General features: G+C 64.4%; 15 protein-coding genes and 1 other RNA gene. 2 read left to right on the top strand and 14 right to left on the bottom strand.

Translation table 11 applies throughout. The features are described from left to right. Positions 1 to 3: 3 nt before the first annotated feature. From GJV18_RS05620 to rsmI, 14 genes are all read right to left on the bottom strand, one after another. On the bottom strand, positions 4 to 945 hold the full coding sequence (locus GJV18_RS05620) for a D-alanine--D-alanine ligase (RefSeq protein ID WP_160343720.1): 942 nt from the start codon (positions 943 to 945) through the stop codon (positions 4 to 6). Continuing rightward, entirely contained in the window at positions 942 to 2,342 is a 1,401-nt protein-coding gene (gene murC, locus GJV18_RS05615; protein ID WP_218572048.1) for a UDP-N-acetylmuramate--L-alanine ligase, read from the bottom strand. The genes GJV18_RS05620 and murC overlap by 4 nt, the downstream gene beginning before the upstream one ends. Before the next feature lie 34 nt (positions 2,343 to 2,376). After that, a complete protein-coding gene (murG, locus tag GJV18_RS05610; RefSeq protein WP_160343718.1) occupies positions 2,377 to 3,447 on the bottom strand; it encodes an undecaprenyldiphospho-muramoylpentapeptide beta-N-acetylglucosaminyltransferase in 1,071 nt (356 codons plus the stop codon). Further along, complete coding sequence (gene ftsW / locus GJV18_RS05605) at positions 3,437 to 4,648, bottom strand: putative lipid II flippase FtsW (RefSeq protein WP_160343717.1); 1,212 nt, start codon at positions 4,646 to 4,648, stop codon at positions 3,437 to 3,439. Before ftsW ends, murG begins: the two co-directional genes overlap by 11 nt. Beyond that, positions 4,648 to 5,994, bottom strand: coding sequence for a UDP-N-acetylmuramoyl-L-alanine--D-glutamate ligase (murD, locus tag GJV18_RS05600; protein ID WP_160343716.1), 1,347 nt, complete (start codon positions 5,992 to 5,994; stop codon positions 4,648 to 4,650). Before murD ends, ftsW begins: the two co-directional genes overlap by 1 nt. 21 nt (positions 5,995 to 6,015) lie before the next feature. Then, positions 6,016 to 7,098 carry a phospho-N-acetylmuramoyl-pentapeptide-transferase gene (gene mraY / locus GJV18_RS05595; protein WP_160343715.1) on the bottom strand — a complete coding sequence of 361 codons (1,083 nt, stop codon included), beginning with the start codon at positions 7,096 to 7,098 and terminating at the stop codon, positions 6,016 to 6,018. Then, the gene (locus GJV18_RS05590) at positions 7,098 to 8,468 is read right to left on the bottom strand and encodes a UDP-N-acetylmuramoyl-tripeptide--D-alanyl-D-alanine ligase (RefSeq protein WP_160343714.1); all 1,371 of its coding nucleotides are present in this window, start codon (positions 8,466 to 8,468) and stop codon (positions 7,098 to 7,100) included. The genes mraY and GJV18_RS05590 overlap by 1 nt, the downstream gene beginning before the upstream one ends. Further along, entirely contained in the window at positions 8,461 to 9,924 is a 1,464-nt protein-coding gene (gene murE / locus GJV18_RS05585; RefSeq protein ID WP_160343713.1) for a UDP-N-acetylmuramoyl-L-alanyl-D-glutamate--2,6-diaminopimelate ligase, read from the bottom strand. Before murE ends, GJV18_RS05590 begins: the two co-directional genes overlap by 8 nt. Then, a complete protein-coding gene (locus tag GJV18_RS05580; RefSeq protein ID WP_160343712.1) occupies positions 9,924 to 11,648 on the bottom strand; it encodes a peptidoglycan D,D-transpeptidase FtsI family protein in 1,725 nt (574 codons plus the stop codon). The genes murE and GJV18_RS05580 overlap by 1 nt, the downstream gene beginning before the upstream one ends. Further along, positions 11,645 to 11,938 (bottom strand): cell division protein FtsL, encoded by a 294-nt coding sequence (gene ftsL / locus GJV18_RS05575; RefSeq protein ID WP_160343711.1) that lies wholly within the window; start codon positions 11,936 to 11,938, stop codon positions 11,645 to 11,647. Before ftsL ends, GJV18_RS05580 begins: the two co-directional genes overlap by 4 nt. Then, positions 11,935 to 12,882 carry a 16S rRNA (cytosine(1402)-N(4))-methyltransferase RsmH gene (gene rsmH, locus GJV18_RS05570; protein WP_160343710.1) on the bottom strand — a complete coding sequence of 316 codons (948 nt, stop codon included), beginning with the start codon at positions 12,880 to 12,882 and terminating at the stop codon, positions 11,935 to 11,937. Before rsmH ends, ftsL begins: the two co-directional genes overlap by 4 nt. After that, positions 12,879 to 13,334, bottom strand: a complete 456-nt coding sequence (mraZ, locus tag GJV18_RS05565) for a division/cell wall cluster transcriptional repressor MraZ (protein WP_160343709.1) — start codon at positions 13,332 to 13,334, stop codon at positions 12,879 to 12,881. Before mraZ ends, rsmH begins: the two co-directional genes overlap by 4 nt. 312 nt (positions 13,335 to 13,646) lie before the next feature. Further along, an RNA gene (gene rnpB, locus GJV18_RS05560) (RNase P RNA component class A) lies at positions 13,647 to 13,994 on the bottom strand. Positions 13,995 to 14,034: 40 nt separating this feature from the next. After that, a complete protein-coding gene (gene rsmI / locus GJV18_RS05555; protein ID WP_160345997.1) occupies positions 14,035 to 14,883 on the bottom strand; it encodes a 16S rRNA (cytidine(1402)-2'-O)-methyltransferase in 849 nt (282 codons plus the stop codon). A gap of 148 nt (positions 14,884 to 15,031) precedes the next feature. On the opposite strand from rsmI, the gene GJV18_RS05550 reads away from it, so the two are divergent. After that, complete coding sequence (locus tag GJV18_RS05550) at positions 15,032 to 16,843, top strand: penicillin-binding protein activator (protein WP_160343708.1); 1,812 nt, start codon at positions 15,032 to 15,034, stop codon at positions 16,841 to 16,843. Next, complete coding sequence (locus GJV18_RS05545; protein ID WP_160343707.1) at positions 16,840 to 17,205, top strand: YraN family protein; 366 nt, start codon at positions 16,840 to 16,842, stop codon at positions 17,203 to 17,205. Before GJV18_RS05550 ends, GJV18_RS05545 begins: the two co-directional genes overlap by 4 nt. The last annotated feature ends 17 nt before the right edge of the window (positions 17,206 to 17,222 follow it).

Raw genomic sequence — 17,222 nt, 5'->3', positions numbered from 1 at the left:
GGTTTAACCCCTTGCCTCAAGGCTGTCGGCCAGGATGGCCAATACCAGCTGCTGAAAATCCAGACCTGCTGCCTGGGCCGCCATGGGCACCAGACTGTGATCGGTCATGCCCGGTACGGTGTTGACCTCCAGCAGCCAGAACTGGCCATCGGCATCCTGCATCACGTCGGCCCGGGCCCAGCCCTGGGTGCCGACCGCTTCGCAGGCGCGGGCGGTGAGTTCCTTGAGCTCCGCTTCCTTTTCGGGCGAAAGACCGCAGGGAATGCGGTACTGGGTGTCATTGGCCAGGTACTTGGCGTCGTAGTCGTAGAAACTGTGCGGAGTGCCCAGGCCAATGGGCGGCAGCACCTGGCCGCGCAACATGGCAATGGTGAACTCGGGGCCGACAATCACCTGCTCCACCAGCACCTGGGCGTCGTAGCGGCTGGCGTCCTGCCAGGCCTTGATCAGTTCATCCAGGCTGGCGACCTTGGCCATGCCGATGCTGGAGCCTTCATGGGCCGGCTTGACGATCAGCGGGAAGCCCAGCTCACTGGCTGCCGTTTCGCAGTCGGCCACCGAAGCCAGTGCCGCATGGCGCGGAGTTGGCAGGCCCAGGCTCTGCCACACCTGCTTGGTACGCAGCTTGTCCATGGCCAGGGCCGAGGCCAGGATGCCGCTGCCGGTGTAGGGGATGCCGGCGCATTCGAGCAGGCCCTGCATGCTGCCGTCTTCGCCACCACGGCCGTGCAGCACGATAAAGGCGCGGTCGATTTTCTCGGCCAGCAGCCGCTGCAGGAAATCGGGGCCGACATCAATACCGAAGGCATCCACCCCGGCGGCTTGCAACGCGGCGAGCACGGCATTGCCGGATTTCAGCGACACTTCACGCTCGGCACTGGTGCCGCCGAACAGCACGGCAACACGGCCAAAGGTTCTGGGATCGAGGGTGCTATGCAGACTCATTGCGCCTCCCCCACAAACAGCGGGTGCTTGATCAGTTGCGGGGCCAGGCCGCCGATGTCACCGGCGCCCTGGCACAGCAGAATGTCACCGGCACGCAACAGCGGCTTGACGATGGGCGCCAGGTCGACGCCGCGTTCGATATAGATGGGATCGAGCTGACCGCGCTGGCGGATGCTGTGACACAGGTGCTTGCTGTCCGCGCCCGGGATCGGCTCTTCACCGGCCGGGTAGACTTCCATCAGCAGCACCACATTGGCCTCGCCCAGCACCTGCACGAAGTCCTCGTAGAGGTCGCGGGTACGGCTGTAACGGTGCGGCTGGTAAACCATCACCAGGCGCCGCTCCGGCCAGCCACCGCGCACGGCCTTGATCACTGCGGCCACTTCGCGGGGGTGGTGACCGTAGTCGTCCACCAGCATCACGCTACCGTCCTGCACCGGCAGCTCGCCATACACCTGAAAGCGCCGGCCGACCCCCTGGAAGCCGGACAGACCCTGGACGATGGCTTCATCGCTGATGCCCTCGTCGGTGGCGATGGCGATGGTGGCCAGGGCGTTGAGCACGTTGTGGTTGCCCGGCATATTGACCGACACGTCCAGCGGCTCGCGGCCGTTACGCAGCACGGTAAAGAAGGTCTGCATGCCCTTCTGGCTGATATTTACCGCACGCACGTCGGCATCTTCGCCGAAGCCATAGGTCAGGGTCGGACGCTTCACCTGGGGCAGAATCTCGCGCACGATCGGGTCGTCCACGCAGAGCACCGCCAGGCCATAGAACGGCAGGTTGTGCAGGAACTCGACGAAGGTCTTCTTCAGCTTGCTGAAGTCGCCCTCGTAGGTGCTCATATGGTCCATGTCGATATTGGTCACGACCGAAACCATGGGCTGCAGGTGCAGGAAGCTGGCGTCGCTCTCGTCGGCCTCGGCGATCAGGTAGCGGCTGCTGCCCAGCTGGGCGTTGGTGCCGGCAGCGTTCAGCCGGCCACCAATCACAAAGGTCGGGTCCAGGCCGCCAGCGGCGAATACCGAGGCCAGCAGGCTGGTGGTGGTGGTCTTGCCGTGGGTGCCGGCGACGGCGATGCCGTGGCGGTAGCGCATCAGTTCGGCGAGCATCTCAGCCCGCGGCACCACCGGAATGCGCCGCTCGATGGCGCGGGCCACTTCCGGGTTGGCGGTGTTGATGGCGCTGGACACCACCAGCACATCGGCCTGCTCGGCGTTCTCGGCGCGGTGGCCGATATAAATGGTGGCACCGAAGTTTTCCAGGCGCTCGGTGACGACCGAGGTCTTCAGGTCCGAGCCGGACACTTCATAGCCCAGGTTGAGCAGCACTTCGGCGATGCCACACATGCCCACCCCGCCGATACCGACGAAGTGGATGCGGCGGATACGGCGCATGCGGCGGATTTCCGAGCGTGCAGCGGCGGGAGACTTAGCCACGGGCCACCTCCAGGCAGATATCGACCACCTCGCAGGTGGCGTCCGGTTTGGCCAGGCTGCGGGCGGTACGGCCCATGGCCTTGAGTTTTTCGGGATGCATCAGAACCTCGGTCAGCTGCGCGGCCAGCTTGGCGGCGTCAGTAGAAACTTGCGGCAGCAGGATGGCGGCATCCTGACTGGCCAGGTATTCGGCATTACGGGTCTGGTGATCGTCGATGGCGTGGGGCAGCGGCACCAGGAAGGCCGGCAAACCCGCGGCGGCCAGCTCGCTGACGGTCAGCGCACCGGCCCGGCACACCACCAGATCGGCCCAGGCGTATGCCCGTGCCATGTCCTTGATAAAGGGCGCGACGGTCGCTTCGACGCCGGCGGCCTGATAGCGTTCCGTACTGATTTCGGCGTGCTGCTTGCCGGCCTGGTGGAACACTTCAGGGCGCAGCTCCAGGGGGATGGCCTTGAGGGCTTCGGGCAACAGTTTGTTCAGCGGCTCGGCGCCCAGACTGCCGCCCAGCACCAGCAGGCGAACCCGGCGTACGCCGAGGGCATCACGCGGGGTTTCCAGAAACAGTTCCTCGCGCACCGGGTTGCCGGTGGTGCGGCGCTTGGCAGATGCCTTGAAGGTATTCGGGAAGGCCTCGCAGACCCGGCTGGCGAAGGGCACCAGGCTGCGGTTGGCGGTACCGGCCACGGCGTTCTGCTCATGAATGATCAATGGTGCACCGGCCATGCGTGCCGCCAGGCCGCCGGGGCCGGTGACATAGCCGCCCATGCCCAGCACACACACCGGCTCCAGCTCGCGCATGATCTTGCGCGCCTGCAGCAGGGCGCGGACCAGCTGGAACGGGGCCTTGAGCAGGGACAGTTTGCTCTTGCCACGCAAGCCGCTGACGCTGATCAGGTGCAGCGGCAGCTCGGCGGCCGGCACCAGCTCGTTTTCGATACCACGGGGCGTACCTAGCCAGTGCACGCTGTAACCACGATTCTTGAATTCCTTGGCACAGGCCAGGGCGGGGAACACGTGGCCGCCGGTACCTCCGGCCATGATCACGACATTACCGCGCATGGGACGCCTCCTCGGCAAAGTCGCTTTCATCGAACTCCAGTTCCTCGCTGCCCAGGCTGGTGCGCCGCTCCCACTCGATACGCAGGAGCATGGCCAGACTGACGCAGCAGATCACCAGGGAGCTGCCGCCATAGCTGAGGAATGGCAAGGTCAGGCCCTTGGTTGGCAACAGGCCGACATTCACGCCGATATTCACCAGAAACTGGCCGATCCACAGAAAAGCCAGGCCATAGGCCACATAGGCGGCGAAAAACTGCTTGGCCTGCTCGGCCCACAGGCCGATATACAGGGCGCGCACGGTAACGAAGACGAACAACGCAACAGTGATCAGCGAACCGACCATGCCCAGCTCCTCGGCCAGCACCGAGAAGACGAAATCGGTATGGGCTTCCGGCAGGTAGAACTGCTTCTGGATGCTGTTGCCCAGGCCCACGCCGAACCACTCGCCGCGGCCGAAGGCGATCAGCGCCTGGGTCAGCTGATAGCCGGCGCCGTACTGGTCAGCCCAGGGGTCGGTAAAGGTGATCAGACGCTGCAGGCGGTATTCCTGGGTCTGCACCAGGACGAATACCGCGCCGACCGCCAGGGCCACCATCAGACCAAAACGCAGCAGGCCGACACCACCGAGAAACAGCATGGCCATGGCCGCGCCCATCATCACCACGGTGGCACCGAAGTCCGGTTCCAGCAGCAGCAGACCGGCCATGGGCAGCAGCACCACGAAGGGTTTGAAGAAACCGGCCCAGCTCTCGCGCACCTCGTCATGCCGGCGCACCAGATAGCCGGCGAGAAACACCACCACAAACAGCTTGGCCAGCTCCGAGGGCTGCACGTTGAAGGCACCAAAACCAATCCAGCGCATGGAGCCGTTGACTTCACGACCGATGCCCGGCACCAGCACCAGGATCAGCAGCGCGAAGGCCGCCAGCAGCAAGACCCAATCGAAACGCTGCCACACCGCCAGAGGCACCAGAATCACCACAAAGGCGGCGCCCAGGCCGATCACCAGATAGATCAGGTGACGGATCATGTGATACAGCGGGTTGCCGGCATTCACCGCCGCCACTTCGGTCGACGCCGAGGCGATCATCACCAGGCCCAGGCCGAGCAGGGCCAGACATCCGGCCAGCAGCGGGAAGTCCAGATCCACGCCACGGCGGCTGAAGAGGGGCGAAGGCGAGATACGCAGCAGGCTCAGCATCAGTGCAAGGCCTCCACGGCTTGGGCGAACAGGCGTCCGCGCTCCTCGAAGTTCTTGAACATGTCCAGGCTGGCGCAGGCCGGCGATAACAGAACCGCATCGCCGCTTTCGGCCAGCTCGCTGCAGCGCTGCACGGCTTCATCGAGTGTCTTCACCCGCAGCAGCGGCGCAGCATCGCCCAGTGCCTCGGCCAGACGCTCGGCATCACGCCCCAGCAGCACCACGGCGCGGCAGAACCTGGCTACCGGCGCTTTCAACGCGGAGAAATCGGCGCCCTTGCCGTCACCACCGGCGATCAGCACCAGCTTGCCGGCGATATCCGCCCCCAGGCCTTCGATGGCAGCCAGGGCCGCACCGACGTTGGTGGCCTTGGAGTCGTCGTAATAGCTCACCCCGGCGCGCTCACCAACCCACTGGCAGCGATGGGCCAGGCCCTTGAACTGACGCAGGGTGGCCAGCATCGGCTCGAACGGCAGGCCCACGGCATGGCCCAGGGCCAGAGCAGCCAGGGCATTGGACTGGTTATGGGCGCCACGGATCTTCAACTCGCGCACCGGCAGCAGCGCGGCGAACTGATAGGCCAGATACTTCTCGCCGTTTTCTTCCAGCAGGCCAAAGCGGTTGAAGTCCGGTTTGCCCAGGCCGAAGCACAGGCTGGGCAGCTGATCGGCCACCAGCGGACGCGACAGCGCGTCATCACGGTTGATCACCACCTGACGCGCGCCACGGAAGATCCGGTGCTTGGCCAGGTGATAGGCCGGCAGGCCGCTGTAGCGGTCCATATGGTCTTCGCTGATATTCAGGCAGGTGGCCACTTCGGCATTGAGCTGATGGGTGGTTTCCAGCTGGAAGCTGGACAGCTCCAGCACATAGAGCTCGACGCTGTCATCCAGCAGATCCAGAGCCGGGGTACCGAGGTTGCCGCCCACCGCCACGCGCTTGCCGGCTGCAGCGGCCATCTCACCGACCAGAGTGGTCACCGTGCTCTTGGCGTTGGAGCCGGTAATGGCCACGATCGGTGCCTTGGCATACCGGGCGAACAGGTCGATATCGCCGGACAGCTTGACACCGCGGGCTGCCGCCTCAGCCAGGGCCGGGGTGCTGATGGCCAGGCCCGGGCTCACATAGAGCTCCGAGGCGCGGCAGAGGAACTCCACATCCAGCTCGCCGCAGCGCACTTCCACTTCTGGGTAGTCGCGCTTGAGACCTTCCAGCTCCGGCGGGTTCGCGCGGGTGTCGCACACGGCAAAGCGCAGGCCCTGGCGCGCGAGGAAGCGCACCAGGGACATGCCGCTCTTGCCGAGGCCGACAACGATGCGGAATTGGTCGGAAGCGATCAGGCTCATGCTGTTATAAATCCTCAGTCCTCAACGCAGTTTCAGGGTGGCCAGGCCGATCAGCACCAGAATCACGGTGATGATCCAGAAGCGCACGATCACGCGCGGCTCAGGCCAGCCCTTGAGTTCGAAATGGTGATGAATCGGCGCCATGCGGAATACGCGCTTGCCGGTCAGCTTGAAGCTGGCCACCTGGATGATCACCGACAGGGTTTCCACCACGAAGATGCCGCCCATGATGAACAGCACCACTTCCTGGCGGACGATCACCGCGATGGTGCCCAGGGCCGCGCCCAGGGCCAGGGCGCCGACGTCACCCATGAAGACCTGGGCCGGATAGGTGTTGAACCAGAGAAAGCCCAGGCCTGCGCCGACCAGGGCGGCGCAGAAGATGATCAGCTCGCCGGCACCCGGAACATAGGGAATCAGCAGGTACTCGGCGAAATTCACGTTGCCCGACAGGTAGCAGAAGATGCCCAGGGCGCCGCCGACCATCACGGTGGGCAGAATGGCCAGTCCGTCGAGGCCATCCGTTAGATTCACGGCATTACTCGAACCGACGATGACGAAGTAGGTCAGCACGATAAAGCCCAGGCCCAGCTCCAGGCTGAAATCCTTGATCAGCGGCAGGATCAGGGTGGTTTCCACTGGGCTCTGGGCGCTCATAAACAGGAAGATGGCCGCGCCCAGGCCGAATACCGACTGCCAGAAATACTTCCAGCGGCTCGGCAGGCCGCGGGAGTTCTTCTCGATCACCTTGCGATAATCATCAACCCAGCCGATGGCGCCGAACAGCAGGGTCACGGCCAGCACGACCCAGACATAGCGATTGGACAGGTCGGCCCAGAGCAGGGTGCTGACCGCAATAGCGGTGAGAATCAGGGCGCCACCCATGGTCGGCGTGCCCTTCTTCGACAGATGCGACTGCGGCCCGTCATTGCGCACGGCCTGGCCGATCTGGCGGATCTGCAGGGTGCGGATCATCCAGGGCCCCAGCCACAGGGCCAGGGCCAGGGCGGTGAGCACGCCGAGGATGCCGCGCAGGGTCAGGTACTGGAAGACCGCGAAGCCCTTGTGGAACTGTTGCAGGTATTCGGCCAGCAGCAGCAGCATTACTGAGTCTCCCCGACTGTGCCACAGAGCGCCGCCACGACTTTATCCATCGCGGCGCTGCGTGATCCTTTGATTAGAATGGTGGTGCCGGCCTGCTCGGCGCCCAAGGCTTCGATCAGGCTGGTTTGATCCTTGAAATGCCGGCCTTGAGCGCCGAATTCCTCGACCGCGTAACTCATCAGCGGGCCCACGGCATACAGCGCAGAGACCTTGCCGGCGGCATGCCGACCGACCTCGCGGTGACCCTGTTCGGCCCACTCGCCCAGCTCACCCATATCCCCCAGCACCAGCACGGTACGCCCGGGGAAACCGGCGAGAATATCCACCGCGGCGCACATCGACACCGGGTTGGCGTTGTAGCTGTCGTCGATCACTCGCAGCCCCTTGGCGGTCAGCTGCGCGGCGACACGGCCCTTGACCGGCTGCACAGCCTGCAAACCGGCCTGGATGGCCACCAGGCTAATGCCCACGGCCAGGGCGGCGGTGGCCGCTGCCAGCGCATTGGCCACATTGTGCTCGCCCAGCAGATTGAGCTGCACCGGCGTACTGCCTGCAGCGCAATTGAGGGTAAAGGCCATGCAACCGCGCGCATCGCGGGTCAGATCGCTGGCATAGACATCCGCCGCAGGATTGCTCAGGGCAAAGCTGCGTACCGCACGGCTACCAGCGCGGCGCTGCCAGATGCCGAAGGCTTTGTCGTCCAGATTGAGCACCGCTACGCCATCGGCCGGCAGGCCTTCGATGATTTCACCCTTGGCTTCGACAATCTTTTCCGGACCGCCAAACTCGCCGACATGGGCGTTGCCGGCGTTGTTGAGGATGGCTACCTGGGGCCGGGTCAGGCCCACGGTATAGGCGATTTCGCCGACATGATTGGCGCCCAGTTCGATCACCCCGGCCACGTGTTCAGGGGCCAGTTCCAGCAGGGTCAGAGGCGCACCCAGGTCATTGTTCAGATTGCCGCGGGTGGCCAGCACCGGGCCATTCAGGCCGGCACGCAGGATGCTGGCGAGCATTTCCTTGACCGTGGTCTTGCCGCTGGAGCCGGTGACAGCCAGCAACGGCGCGGTGAAGGCCTGGCGATTCAGCGCACCGAGCTGGCCCAGGGCCAGACGGGTATCCTTGACCAACAGCTGCGGCAACGGCGCATCCACCACCTCGCGCTGCACCAGGGCCGCGACGGCGCCCTTGGCGGCGACCTCGGCCAGGTAGTCATGGCCATCGAAATTCGGCCCGACCAGGGCGATAAACAGCTGCCCGGGTTCGATCTTGCGGCTATCGGTGCTGACCGCGGCAAAGGCGACATCGGTGCCGATCACCTGGGCCTGCAGCGGGCCTGCGACCTGGCTGAGCAGCAGCGGCTTAAGCATGGGCCACCTCCCAGTCAGCCAGGGCCTTGCCGGCTTCCACTAGGTCGGAGAAGGGTTGGCGCACGCCGTTGATTTCCTGATAGTCCTCGTGGCCCTTGCCGGCCAGCACCAGCACGTCATCGGCCTGGGCGGCAGCGATCAGCTGGGCGATGGCATGGCCACGGCCATGGACAAACTGCACCTTGTCCGGCGCGGCAAAGCCTGCGCGGATATCCGCCACGATCTGCTCGGGCGCCTCGGTGCGCGGGTTGTCGTCGGTGACCAGTACGGCATCGGCCAGGCGCTCGGCGACCGCGGCCATCAGCGGACGCTTGCCGCTGTCACGATCACCACCGCAGCCGAACAGGCACAGCAAACGACCCTGGACATGGGGGCGCAGGGCTTCCAGTACCTTTTCCAGGGCATCCGGGGTGTGGGCGTAGTCCACCACCACCAGCGGCTTGCCGGCACCGCCCAGGCGCTGCATGCGCCCCACCGGCCCCTGCAGACGCGGCAGTACCTGCAGGATCTCATCCAGCGGATAGTCCATGCCCAGCAGACTGCCGACCACGGCCAGCAGGTTGCTCAAATTGAAACGTCCCAGCAGCGGGCTGCGCAGACTGCCCTCACCCCGCGGAGTGACCAGAGTGGCACGCACGCCCTGCTCGTCGAACTGGGCATTACGGCAATGCAGGTAGGCGCCGGCATCCTCCAGGCTGTAACTGATCAGGCGCGAGTCGTGCTCACGGGCAGCCAGTTCGCGGCCAAAGGCGTCATCCAGATTGATCACCCGGCAACGCAGGCTGTCCCAGGCGAAGAGCGCGGCCTTGGCCTCGCCGTAGGCCTGCATGTCGCCGTGGTAATCCAGATGATCGCGGGACAGGTTGGTAAACACCGCCACATCGAAGGCCAGCGCCGCGACCCGCCCCTGATGCAAGCCATGGGACGACACTTCCATGGCCACGGCGCGGGCGCCGGCATGCTGCAGATCGGCCAGATTCGCCTGCACGCCAATAGGATCCGGAGTGGTGTGCTGCCCCTGGGCCAGGGCGCCGTAAAAGCCATTGCCCAGGGTACCGACGATGCCGCAGCGGGTGCCGAGCAGATCCAGGGCCTGGGCCAGCAGCTGGCTGACGCTGGTCTTGCCGTTGGTGCCGGTAATGCCGATCAGTTGCAGGCCACGGCTGGGCTCGCCATAGAAGCGCCCGGCAATGGCCGAGAGCTGACCGGCCAGGCCCTTGATGGCCACCAGTTCGGCGCTATGGGCATGCATGGCCGCTGCACCTTCGGCTTCATAGGCCACGGCGGCGGCGCCGCGGGCGATGGCATCGGCAATATGCACACGGCCATCCTGCTGGGTGCCGGGCACGGCCAGGAACAGGTCGCCCGGACGCACCTTGCGGCTGTCCAGGGTCAGTTCGCGAATCAACAGGGAACTGGCTGCTTCGGGCAGCAACTGATTAAGCGGCATGGGCATCAGATACGCCCTCCTTTGGCGCTTTCGATCACCGCAGTCTGCGGTTCGGGCAGGTTGTCCGGGGCAACGTTCATCAGGCGCAGGGCACCGGCCATGACCTTGCCAAATACCGGGGCCGAAACCAGGCCGCCGTAATAGCCGCCTTCGCTGGGTTCGTCGATCATGATGACGGCGGCGATGCGCGGGTTATCGATGGGAGCCACTCCGGCAAAGAAGGAGCGATAGGCCTTGTCGACATAACCCTTGCTGCCGGTAGATGCCTTGCGCGCAGTACCGCTCTTGCCGCCGACGTGATACCCCGGCACCTTGGCTCGGGCACCGCCGCCGCCTGGCTCCTCCACCACGGCCTGGAGCATGCCAATGACGGTCTGGGCGATCTGCTGATCGATTACCTGGGTGGCTTCGGGCCGGCGATCCAGTCGCACCATTGAAAGCGGCACATTGCGCCCGTCATTGGCCAGCACCGCATAGGCGTGGGCCAGTTGCACGGCGGTCACCGACAGGCCATAGCCATAGGCCAGGGTCGCGGTTTCCGCTTCACGCCAGACTCGATGACTGGGCAGCGTACCGACTCGCTCGCCAGGAAAGCCCAAACCGGTGTCCTGGCCCAGACCGACCTGCTGCATCACGGCGTGGATGGGCTCGGCGCCGATATCGAAGGCAATCTTGCTGATGCCGACGTTGCTCGACTTCATCAGGATCTCGGTGAGGTTGAGCAGGCCGCCGCGGGATACGTCACGGATTGTGTAACGACCGATACGCAGGCTGCCCGGCGCGGTGTCCACGGTGGATTCCGGCTGCCAGCGCCCGGAAGCCAGGGCTGCGGCGATGGAGAAGGGCTTGACCGTGGAGCCTGGCTCGAACACATCGATCATGGCGCGATTGCGCATGGCCGCCGGCTGCAGGGAGCGGCGGTTGTTGGGGTTGTAGGTGGGCTGATTGACCATGGCCAGCACTTCGCCGGTCTGCACATCGAGCAGCACCAGGCTGCCGGCCTTGGCGCCGAACTCGGCCACGGCATTACGCAGTTCGCGATGGGCCAGGTATTGCAGGCGCAGGTCAATGGACAACGCCAAGGCCCGGCCGGCCTTGGCGTTCTGTGCCACTTGGACATCTTTGATCAGACTGCCGCGCCTGTCCTTGAGCACCTGGCGCTTGCCCGGCACCCCGGCCAGCCATTCCTCGAAGGCCAGCTCCATACCCTCGCGGCCCCGGTCATCAATATCGGTAAAGCCCACCACATGGGCGGCCACCTCCCCAGCCGGGTAGAAGCGGCGGAATTCTTCGATGCCATATACACCCGGCACCTTGAGATCGAGAATGCGCTGCCCCTGTTCCGGGGTCAGGCCACGGACCAGGTACATAAATTCGCGCTTGGCATTGGCCTGCAGGCGCGCGGTAAAGCTCTTGCGATCCTGCCCCAGCGCGGTAGCCAACTCGGGCCAACGAGCCTTGGCCGCCTGCAGTTCGCGACCATTGGCCCACAGCGTGGTCACCGGCGTGCTCACTGCCAAAGGTTCGCCATTGCGATCGGTGATCAAGCCACGATGGGCCGGAATCGGAATGTGCCGCACACTGCGAGCATCGCCGTGGGCCTGCAGAAAATCGTTATCAAGCACCTGCAGATCGACAATCCGCCAACCGATAGCCGCCACCATCAACGCCAGGAGCAGCAGCACCAGGCGAAAGCGCCAGGGATAGAGTGCACCCTGGAGGCCGATCATGGCGCCACCATACGGACTTCACCGGCATCGGGGATGCGCATGCCCAGGCGCTCGCTGGCCAAGGTTTCGATACGGTTATGCGCAGTCCAGGTGCTCTGCTCCAATACCAGACGCCCCCACTCGGCCTGGGCCTTATCACGCACGCTCAATTCGGCATACAGGTCATTGAGCAACTGGCGATTCCAGTGAGCGCTGTAGGACACCGCCAGGGCGGAAACCAGCAGCGCCAGGAACAGCACCAGCATCAGCAGGCTGCCCTTGGGCAAAGGTTTGGCGAACAGCGCGCTCATCGCAGCTTCTCCGCCACACGCATGACTGCGCTGCGCGAGCGCGGATTGGCCGCCAGCTCCGCTTCGGAAGCGAACTGCGGTTTGCCCAGCAGCTTCAGGCGCGGCTCGAAGGCCTTGGGGATGATCGGCAGATCGCGCGGCAACTTGTCCGCTTCGCCCTTGGCCTGACGCTTCATAAACTGTTTGACGATGCGGTCTTCCAGGGAGTGGAAGCTGATCACCACCAGACGCCCACCCACTTCCAGAGTTTCCAGGGCAGCCTGCAGGCCACGCTCCAGGTCACCCAGCTCGTTGTTGACGTGAATGCGCAACCCCTGGAAGGCACGGGTCGCCGGGTTCTTGCCCTTCTCCCAGGCCGGGTTGGCCTCGGTCAGCACGGCAGCCAGATCGGCAGTGCGGGTAAAGGGCTGCAGCGCCCGGCGCTCGACCACGGCGCGCGCCATGCGCTTGGCAAAGCGTTCCTCGCCATACTCCTTGAACACCCGGGCGATCTCGTCGACGCTGGCGCTGGCGATAAAGTCCGCCGCGCTGATCCCGGCATCCGGGTTCATGCGCATATCCAGCGGGCCATCATTGAGGAAGCTGAAACCGCGGGCAGCATCATCAAGCTGCGGCGAGGAAACCCCCAGATCCAGCAGAATGCCGCTGACCTTGCCGGCCAGGCCGCGCTGCGCGCACTCCTCACCCAGCTCGGCGAAACTGCGCTGCACAACGACAAAGCGGCCATCTTCGGCCGCCAGCTGATGCCCTGTCGCGATGGCGAGTGGGTCCTTGTCAAACCCGAGCAAGCAGCCCTCTGGCCCCAGCTTGCTGAGAATAAGGCGACTATGCCCACCCCGCCCGAAGGTGCCGTCCAGGTAGCAGCCATCTGCGCGCACGGCCAGGCCGTCGACGGCCTCGTCGAGCAGCACGGTGATATGGCGAAAGCTGCTGGTCTGGTTCACAGGATCAGGTCACGTAGTTCGTCGGACAATGCGCCCGGTTGCTTGATGGCGGCCAGATCGGCATCAGCCACGGCATTCCAGGCATCTTCGTCCCACAGTTGAAATTTATTGAGCTGACCGACCAGCATGGCGCGCTTATCCAGCTTGGCGTATTCGCGCAGCCGCGGCGGCACCAGGAAACGACCGCTGGCATCCAGCTCCAGGTCGACGGCATTACCAATCAGCAAACGCTGCAAGCGCCGGTTTTCCTCACGAAAGGAGGCCAGCTCGCGCAGTTTGGCTTCGATCAACTCCCACTCGGACAGCGGGTAGACACAGAGGCAGGGATCAATGGCATCGATGGTCACGATAAGCTGGCCGGCGCAACGCGAAACCAGCTCGTCACGATACCGACTCGGCATCGCGAGGCGCCCTTTGGCGTCGAGACTGATGGCGTTAGCTCCGCGAAACACGACAGCGTTTCCCCTTTCTTAACTAGCTTTCCATGCCTAAAAAACCCACTTTCTGCCACTTCGTACCACTCGCGCACACTATAGGAACGCGCGCACCCCACCGTCAAGGCGCGCCACAGGGGAAAAATCCTTACAGGGCGGTAATTTAGAGAACTTTGGCAGGCGCCGGAGAGAGAATTTGCCGCAACATCGGAAGGAAAAGCCAAGACAATCAAAACCACTAAAACCACAACTTAAAGTGATTTGTTAAGAGTAAGATTTTTTCGGTATTAAAAAGAAAGGGACTAGAGAGAAGGTAAAGCAGAAGAGAAGGTGGAGAGTCGATCTGTAAGCCGGGTTCTGTCGAGGACAGTCATTCCTCTACGACGTACATCACTGCACGCCTTTAGCAACCTACCCGGTTCCAGCGCGGGCCACGCCAATGGAACCCTATTTGGTCTTGCTCCGAGTGGGGTTTGCCTAGCCACGGACTGTTACCAGCCGTGCGGTGCGCTCTTACCGCACCTTTTCACCCTTACCGGCACCGAAGCGCTTAGGCGGTTATTTTCTGTGGCACTTTCCGTAGGCTCGCGCCTCCCAGGCATTACCTGGCACTCCGCCCTATGGAGCCCGGACTTTCCTCCCCCTTCTTGCGAAGGCAGCGACTGTCCGATCGACTCTCCGCCGGCAAGGTTAACGGCCCGCGCTCAATAGAACAAGCTCAAGCGTCTTTCTGCCGTTCCAGCGCCACCTGATAGAGCAGATTCTTGCGCACCCCGGTGATCTCCGCCGCCAGGGCAGCGGCACGCTTGAGCGGCATTTCTGCCAACAACAGATCCAGCACCCGCAAGGCTTCGGCACTGACGGCCTCCTCACCTTCCGGCGCCTGCCAGCCGGCCACCAGCACCACGCACTCGCCACGCTGCTGGTTGGCGTCTGCCGCCACCCAGGCGGCCAGCTCGGAAAGCGGCATGCCCTTGAGCGTCTCGAAGGTCTTAGTCAGCTCACGCGCCAGCAGCGCCGGGCGCTCGTCACCAAATACCGACTGCATATCCTGCAGGCATTCGAGAATGCGGTGCGGCGCCTCATAGAAGATCAGCGTCCGCGGCTCTTCCTTGACCTGCTCAAGCCGCGCACGACGCCCGGCCGCCTTCGCCGGCAGAAAACCCTCAAAGATAAATCGATCGGACGGCAGCCCAGCCGCCGACAGCGCGGCAATCAGGGCACAAGGCCCCGGCACAGGCACCACCGGCACACCCGCAGCACGCGCCTGGCGCACCAGGTGGTAGCCCGGATCGGAAATCAGCGGCGTGCCGGCATCGGAAATCAGCGCCACATCTTCGCCCGCCTGCAGACGGGCGATAAAGCGCCCGCCCTGGTCACGCTCATTGTGCTCATGGCAGGCCGCCAACGGTGTGCCGATGCCAAAGTGCTGCAGCAGACGCGCCGAATGCCGGGTGTCTTCGGCGGCGATCAGGGCCACGCTGCGCAGGATGTTCAACGCCCGGGCGCTGATGTCATCCAGGTTGCCAATGGGTGTAGCCACCACATAAAGACTGCCCAAAGGCACATTCGCAGCAGTGGAAGTGGTCACAGCACAGGCCTCTCAAGATCAGCAAAGCGCGCATTGTAGCCCGTTTCCAAGCTTCGACATCGCGCCACGGGGCGGGCTTGGGTACAATTCGCCACTCATTTGATCAAGTATCAGGAACGCTTACATGATCGCCCGCCTGCGCCCCCTCTCCATCGCCTGCCTGGCCGGCCTGATTGCCGCCTGCGCCAATGTCCCTTCATCGACCCTGGGTGAACTACCGCGCACACCTCAGGCCAGCATTGAACAAATGCTGCAGCAGGCCGGAGACAGCACCTCGCCACAGGCGCAACTGCTGCGCCTGAGCGCCGCCGACCTGGCCTACCAGCAGGGCGACCTTCCCCGCGCCAGCACCGTTCTGCAGCAGATCGCGCTGGAAACCCTGCCGCCGGCCCAACAGATATTCGCCAGCACCCTGCGCGCCGAACTGGACCTGGCGGCCGGCAAACCCAAAGCAGCCCTGCGCGCACTTGCCCACCCAAGTTTCGAGCGCTTGAGTGAGCTACCGGTGGCACAGCAGGTACGCAGCCAGCTGGTGCGCGCCCGCGTCCTGGAAGCCACCGACCAGCCCCTGGCCGCCGCCCGCGAGCGCGTATTCGTCGCACCACTCTTGAGCGGCACCAGCGCCCAGGACAACCAGGAACGTATCTGGAGCCTGGTTTCCACCCTGCCCGACAGCCAGTTGCAGACTGCCCAGGGAGATGACCTTAGCGGCTGGCTAGCCCTCGCCCGCACCGCCAAAAGCGGCGCAACCCTGGAACAGCAGCAGCAAGCCATCGAGCAGTGGCTGGCGCAGAACCCGAATCACCCAGCCGCATTACAGCTGCCCCAGGCACTGATCGACCTGCGCAAGCTGTCCAGCCAGCCACTGACGGAAATCGCCCTGCTGCTGCCTCAGGACGGCCAGCTGGCGAGTGTCGCCCGCGCCCTGCGCGATGGTTTCCTGGCGGCCCATTACCAGGCCCAGCAGGCCGGGCAGAATCCGCCGAACATCCAGCTGTTCGACAGCACGCGCATCGGCTCGCTGGACGAGTTCTACCGCCAGGCCCAGGCCAGTGGCGTACAACTGGTGGTCGGTCCCCTGGAAAAAACCCTGGTCAACCAACTCAGCAACCGCGAGCAGCTCCCCATCACCACCCTGGCCCTGAACTACAGCGAGGGCGGCCAGGAAGGCCCCAACCAGCTGTTCCAGTTCGGCCTGGCTGCCGAAGACGAGGCCCGGGAAGTGGCGCGCCGCGCCTGGGCCGACGGCCATCGTCGCGCAGTCGCCCTGGTGCCGAAGGGCGAATGGGGCGAGCGGGTCCTGAGCGCCTTCCGCCAGGACTGGGACGCCCAGGGCGGCAGCCTGCTCGGCGCCGAATATGTCGATCAACCCGTGGAGCTGGCCAAGCAGATCGCCGAGCTGTTCCAGCTACGCCAGAGTGAAGCCCGCGCCCGCCGCCTGCAGAATACGCTGGGCAGCAGCGTGGCCGCCGCCCCATCGCGGCGCCGCGACGTCGACTTTATCTTCCTCGCCGCCACCCCACAGCAGGCCCAGCAGATCAAGCCGACCCTGGCCTTCCAGTACGCCGGCGACGTACCGGTCTACGCCACCTCGCACCTCTATACCGGCAGCCACAACCAGGCGCAGCTGCTCGACATGCAAGGCATCCAGTTCTGTGAAACCCCCTGGCTGCTGAATGCCGAAGACCCACTGCGCCAGCAGGCCAGCAGCCAGTGGCCGCAAGCCGCCGGCAGCCTGGGCCGACTATACGCCATGGGTGTCGACGCCTATCGCCTGGCGCCACGCCTGAACCAGCTCAAAACCCTGCCGGAAAGCCGTATCGACGGTCTATCCGGCAACCTGAGCCTCACCCCGAACCAGCGCGTGCAGCGCCAGCTGCCCTGGGCCGAATTCCGTGACGGCCAGGTGCTGCGCCTGCCCGACCACAGCCTTTGAACGAATACAGCAGTCAAGCCAGCGGCCAGGCCGCCGAAGCCCTGGCCCTGCGACACTTGCAACAGCACGGGCTGCGCCTGCTGGCGCAGAACTGGCGGTGCAAGGTTGGCGAGCTCGATCTGGTCATGCTCGACGGCACTACAGTAGTATTCGCCGAGGTTCGCTATCGACGCCATAGCGCCTGGGGCGGCGCGGTAGAGAGCGTAGATGCGCGCAAACGTGAGAAACTGGCGCGCGCTGCCAGCCACTTCCTGCAGCAACAACCGCGCTGGGCCCACGCCCCCTGTCGCTTCGATGTAATTGCCATCGACGCCATGGAACCTCCACGGCTGAACTGGATTCAAAATGCCTTTGACACCTGAACTGGCACCCTACTGAA

This window comes from Pseudomonas xionganensis (assembly GCF_009763245.1).
In the GTDB taxonomy this organism is placed as follows: Bacteria; Pseudomonadota; Gammaproteobacteria; order Pseudomonadales; family Pseudomonadaceae; genus Aquipseudomonas; species Aquipseudomonas xionganensis.
The sequence above is the reverse complement of the archived record's forward strand: the minus strand, read 5'-3'. Positions and strand labels throughout refer to the sequence as shown.

Coding starts and splice junctions, on each gene's coding strand:
- murC (WP_218572048.1), bottom strand. CDS start 2,342: ATGCGCCGTATCCGCCGCATCCACTTCGTCGGTATCGGCGGGGTGGGC.
- ftsL (WP_160343711.1), bottom strand. CDS start 11,938: ATGAGCGCGCTGTTCGCCAAACCTTTGCCCAAGGGCAGCCTGCTGATG.
- mraY (WP_160343715.1), bottom strand. CDS start 7,098: ATGCTGCTGCTGCTGGCCGAATACCTGCAACAGTTCCACAAGGGCTTC.
- murE (WP_160343713.1), bottom strand. CDS start 9,924: ATGCCCATGCCGCTTAATCAGTTGCTGCCCGAAGCAGCCAGTTCCCTG.
- murG (WP_160343718.1), bottom strand. CDS start 3,447: ATGCGCGGTAATGTCGTGATCATGGCCGGAGGTACCGGCGGCCACGTG.
- GJV18_RS05590 (WP_160343714.1), bottom strand. CDS start 8,468: ATGCTTAAGCCGCTGCTGCTCAGCCAGGTCGCAGGCCCGCTGCAGGCC.
- murD (WP_160343716.1), bottom strand. CDS start 5,994: ATGAGCCTGATCGCTTCCGACCAATTCCGCATCGTTGTCGGCCTCGGC.
- GJV18_RS05580 (WP_160343712.1), bottom strand. CDS start 11,648: ATGATCGGCCTCCAGGGTGCACTCTATCCCTGGCGCTTTCGCCTGGTG.
- GJV18_RS05620 (WP_160343720.1), bottom strand. CDS start 945: ATGAGTCTGCATAGCACCCTCGATCCCAGAACCTTTGGCCGTGTTGCC.
- GJV18_RS05550 (WP_160343708.1), top strand. CDS start 15,032: ATGATCGCCCGCCTGCGCCCCCTCTCCATCGCCTGCCTGGCCGGCCTG.
- ftsW (WP_160343717.1), bottom strand. CDS start 4,648: ATGCTGAGCCTGCTGCGTATCTCGCCTTCGCCCCTCTTCAGCCGCCGT.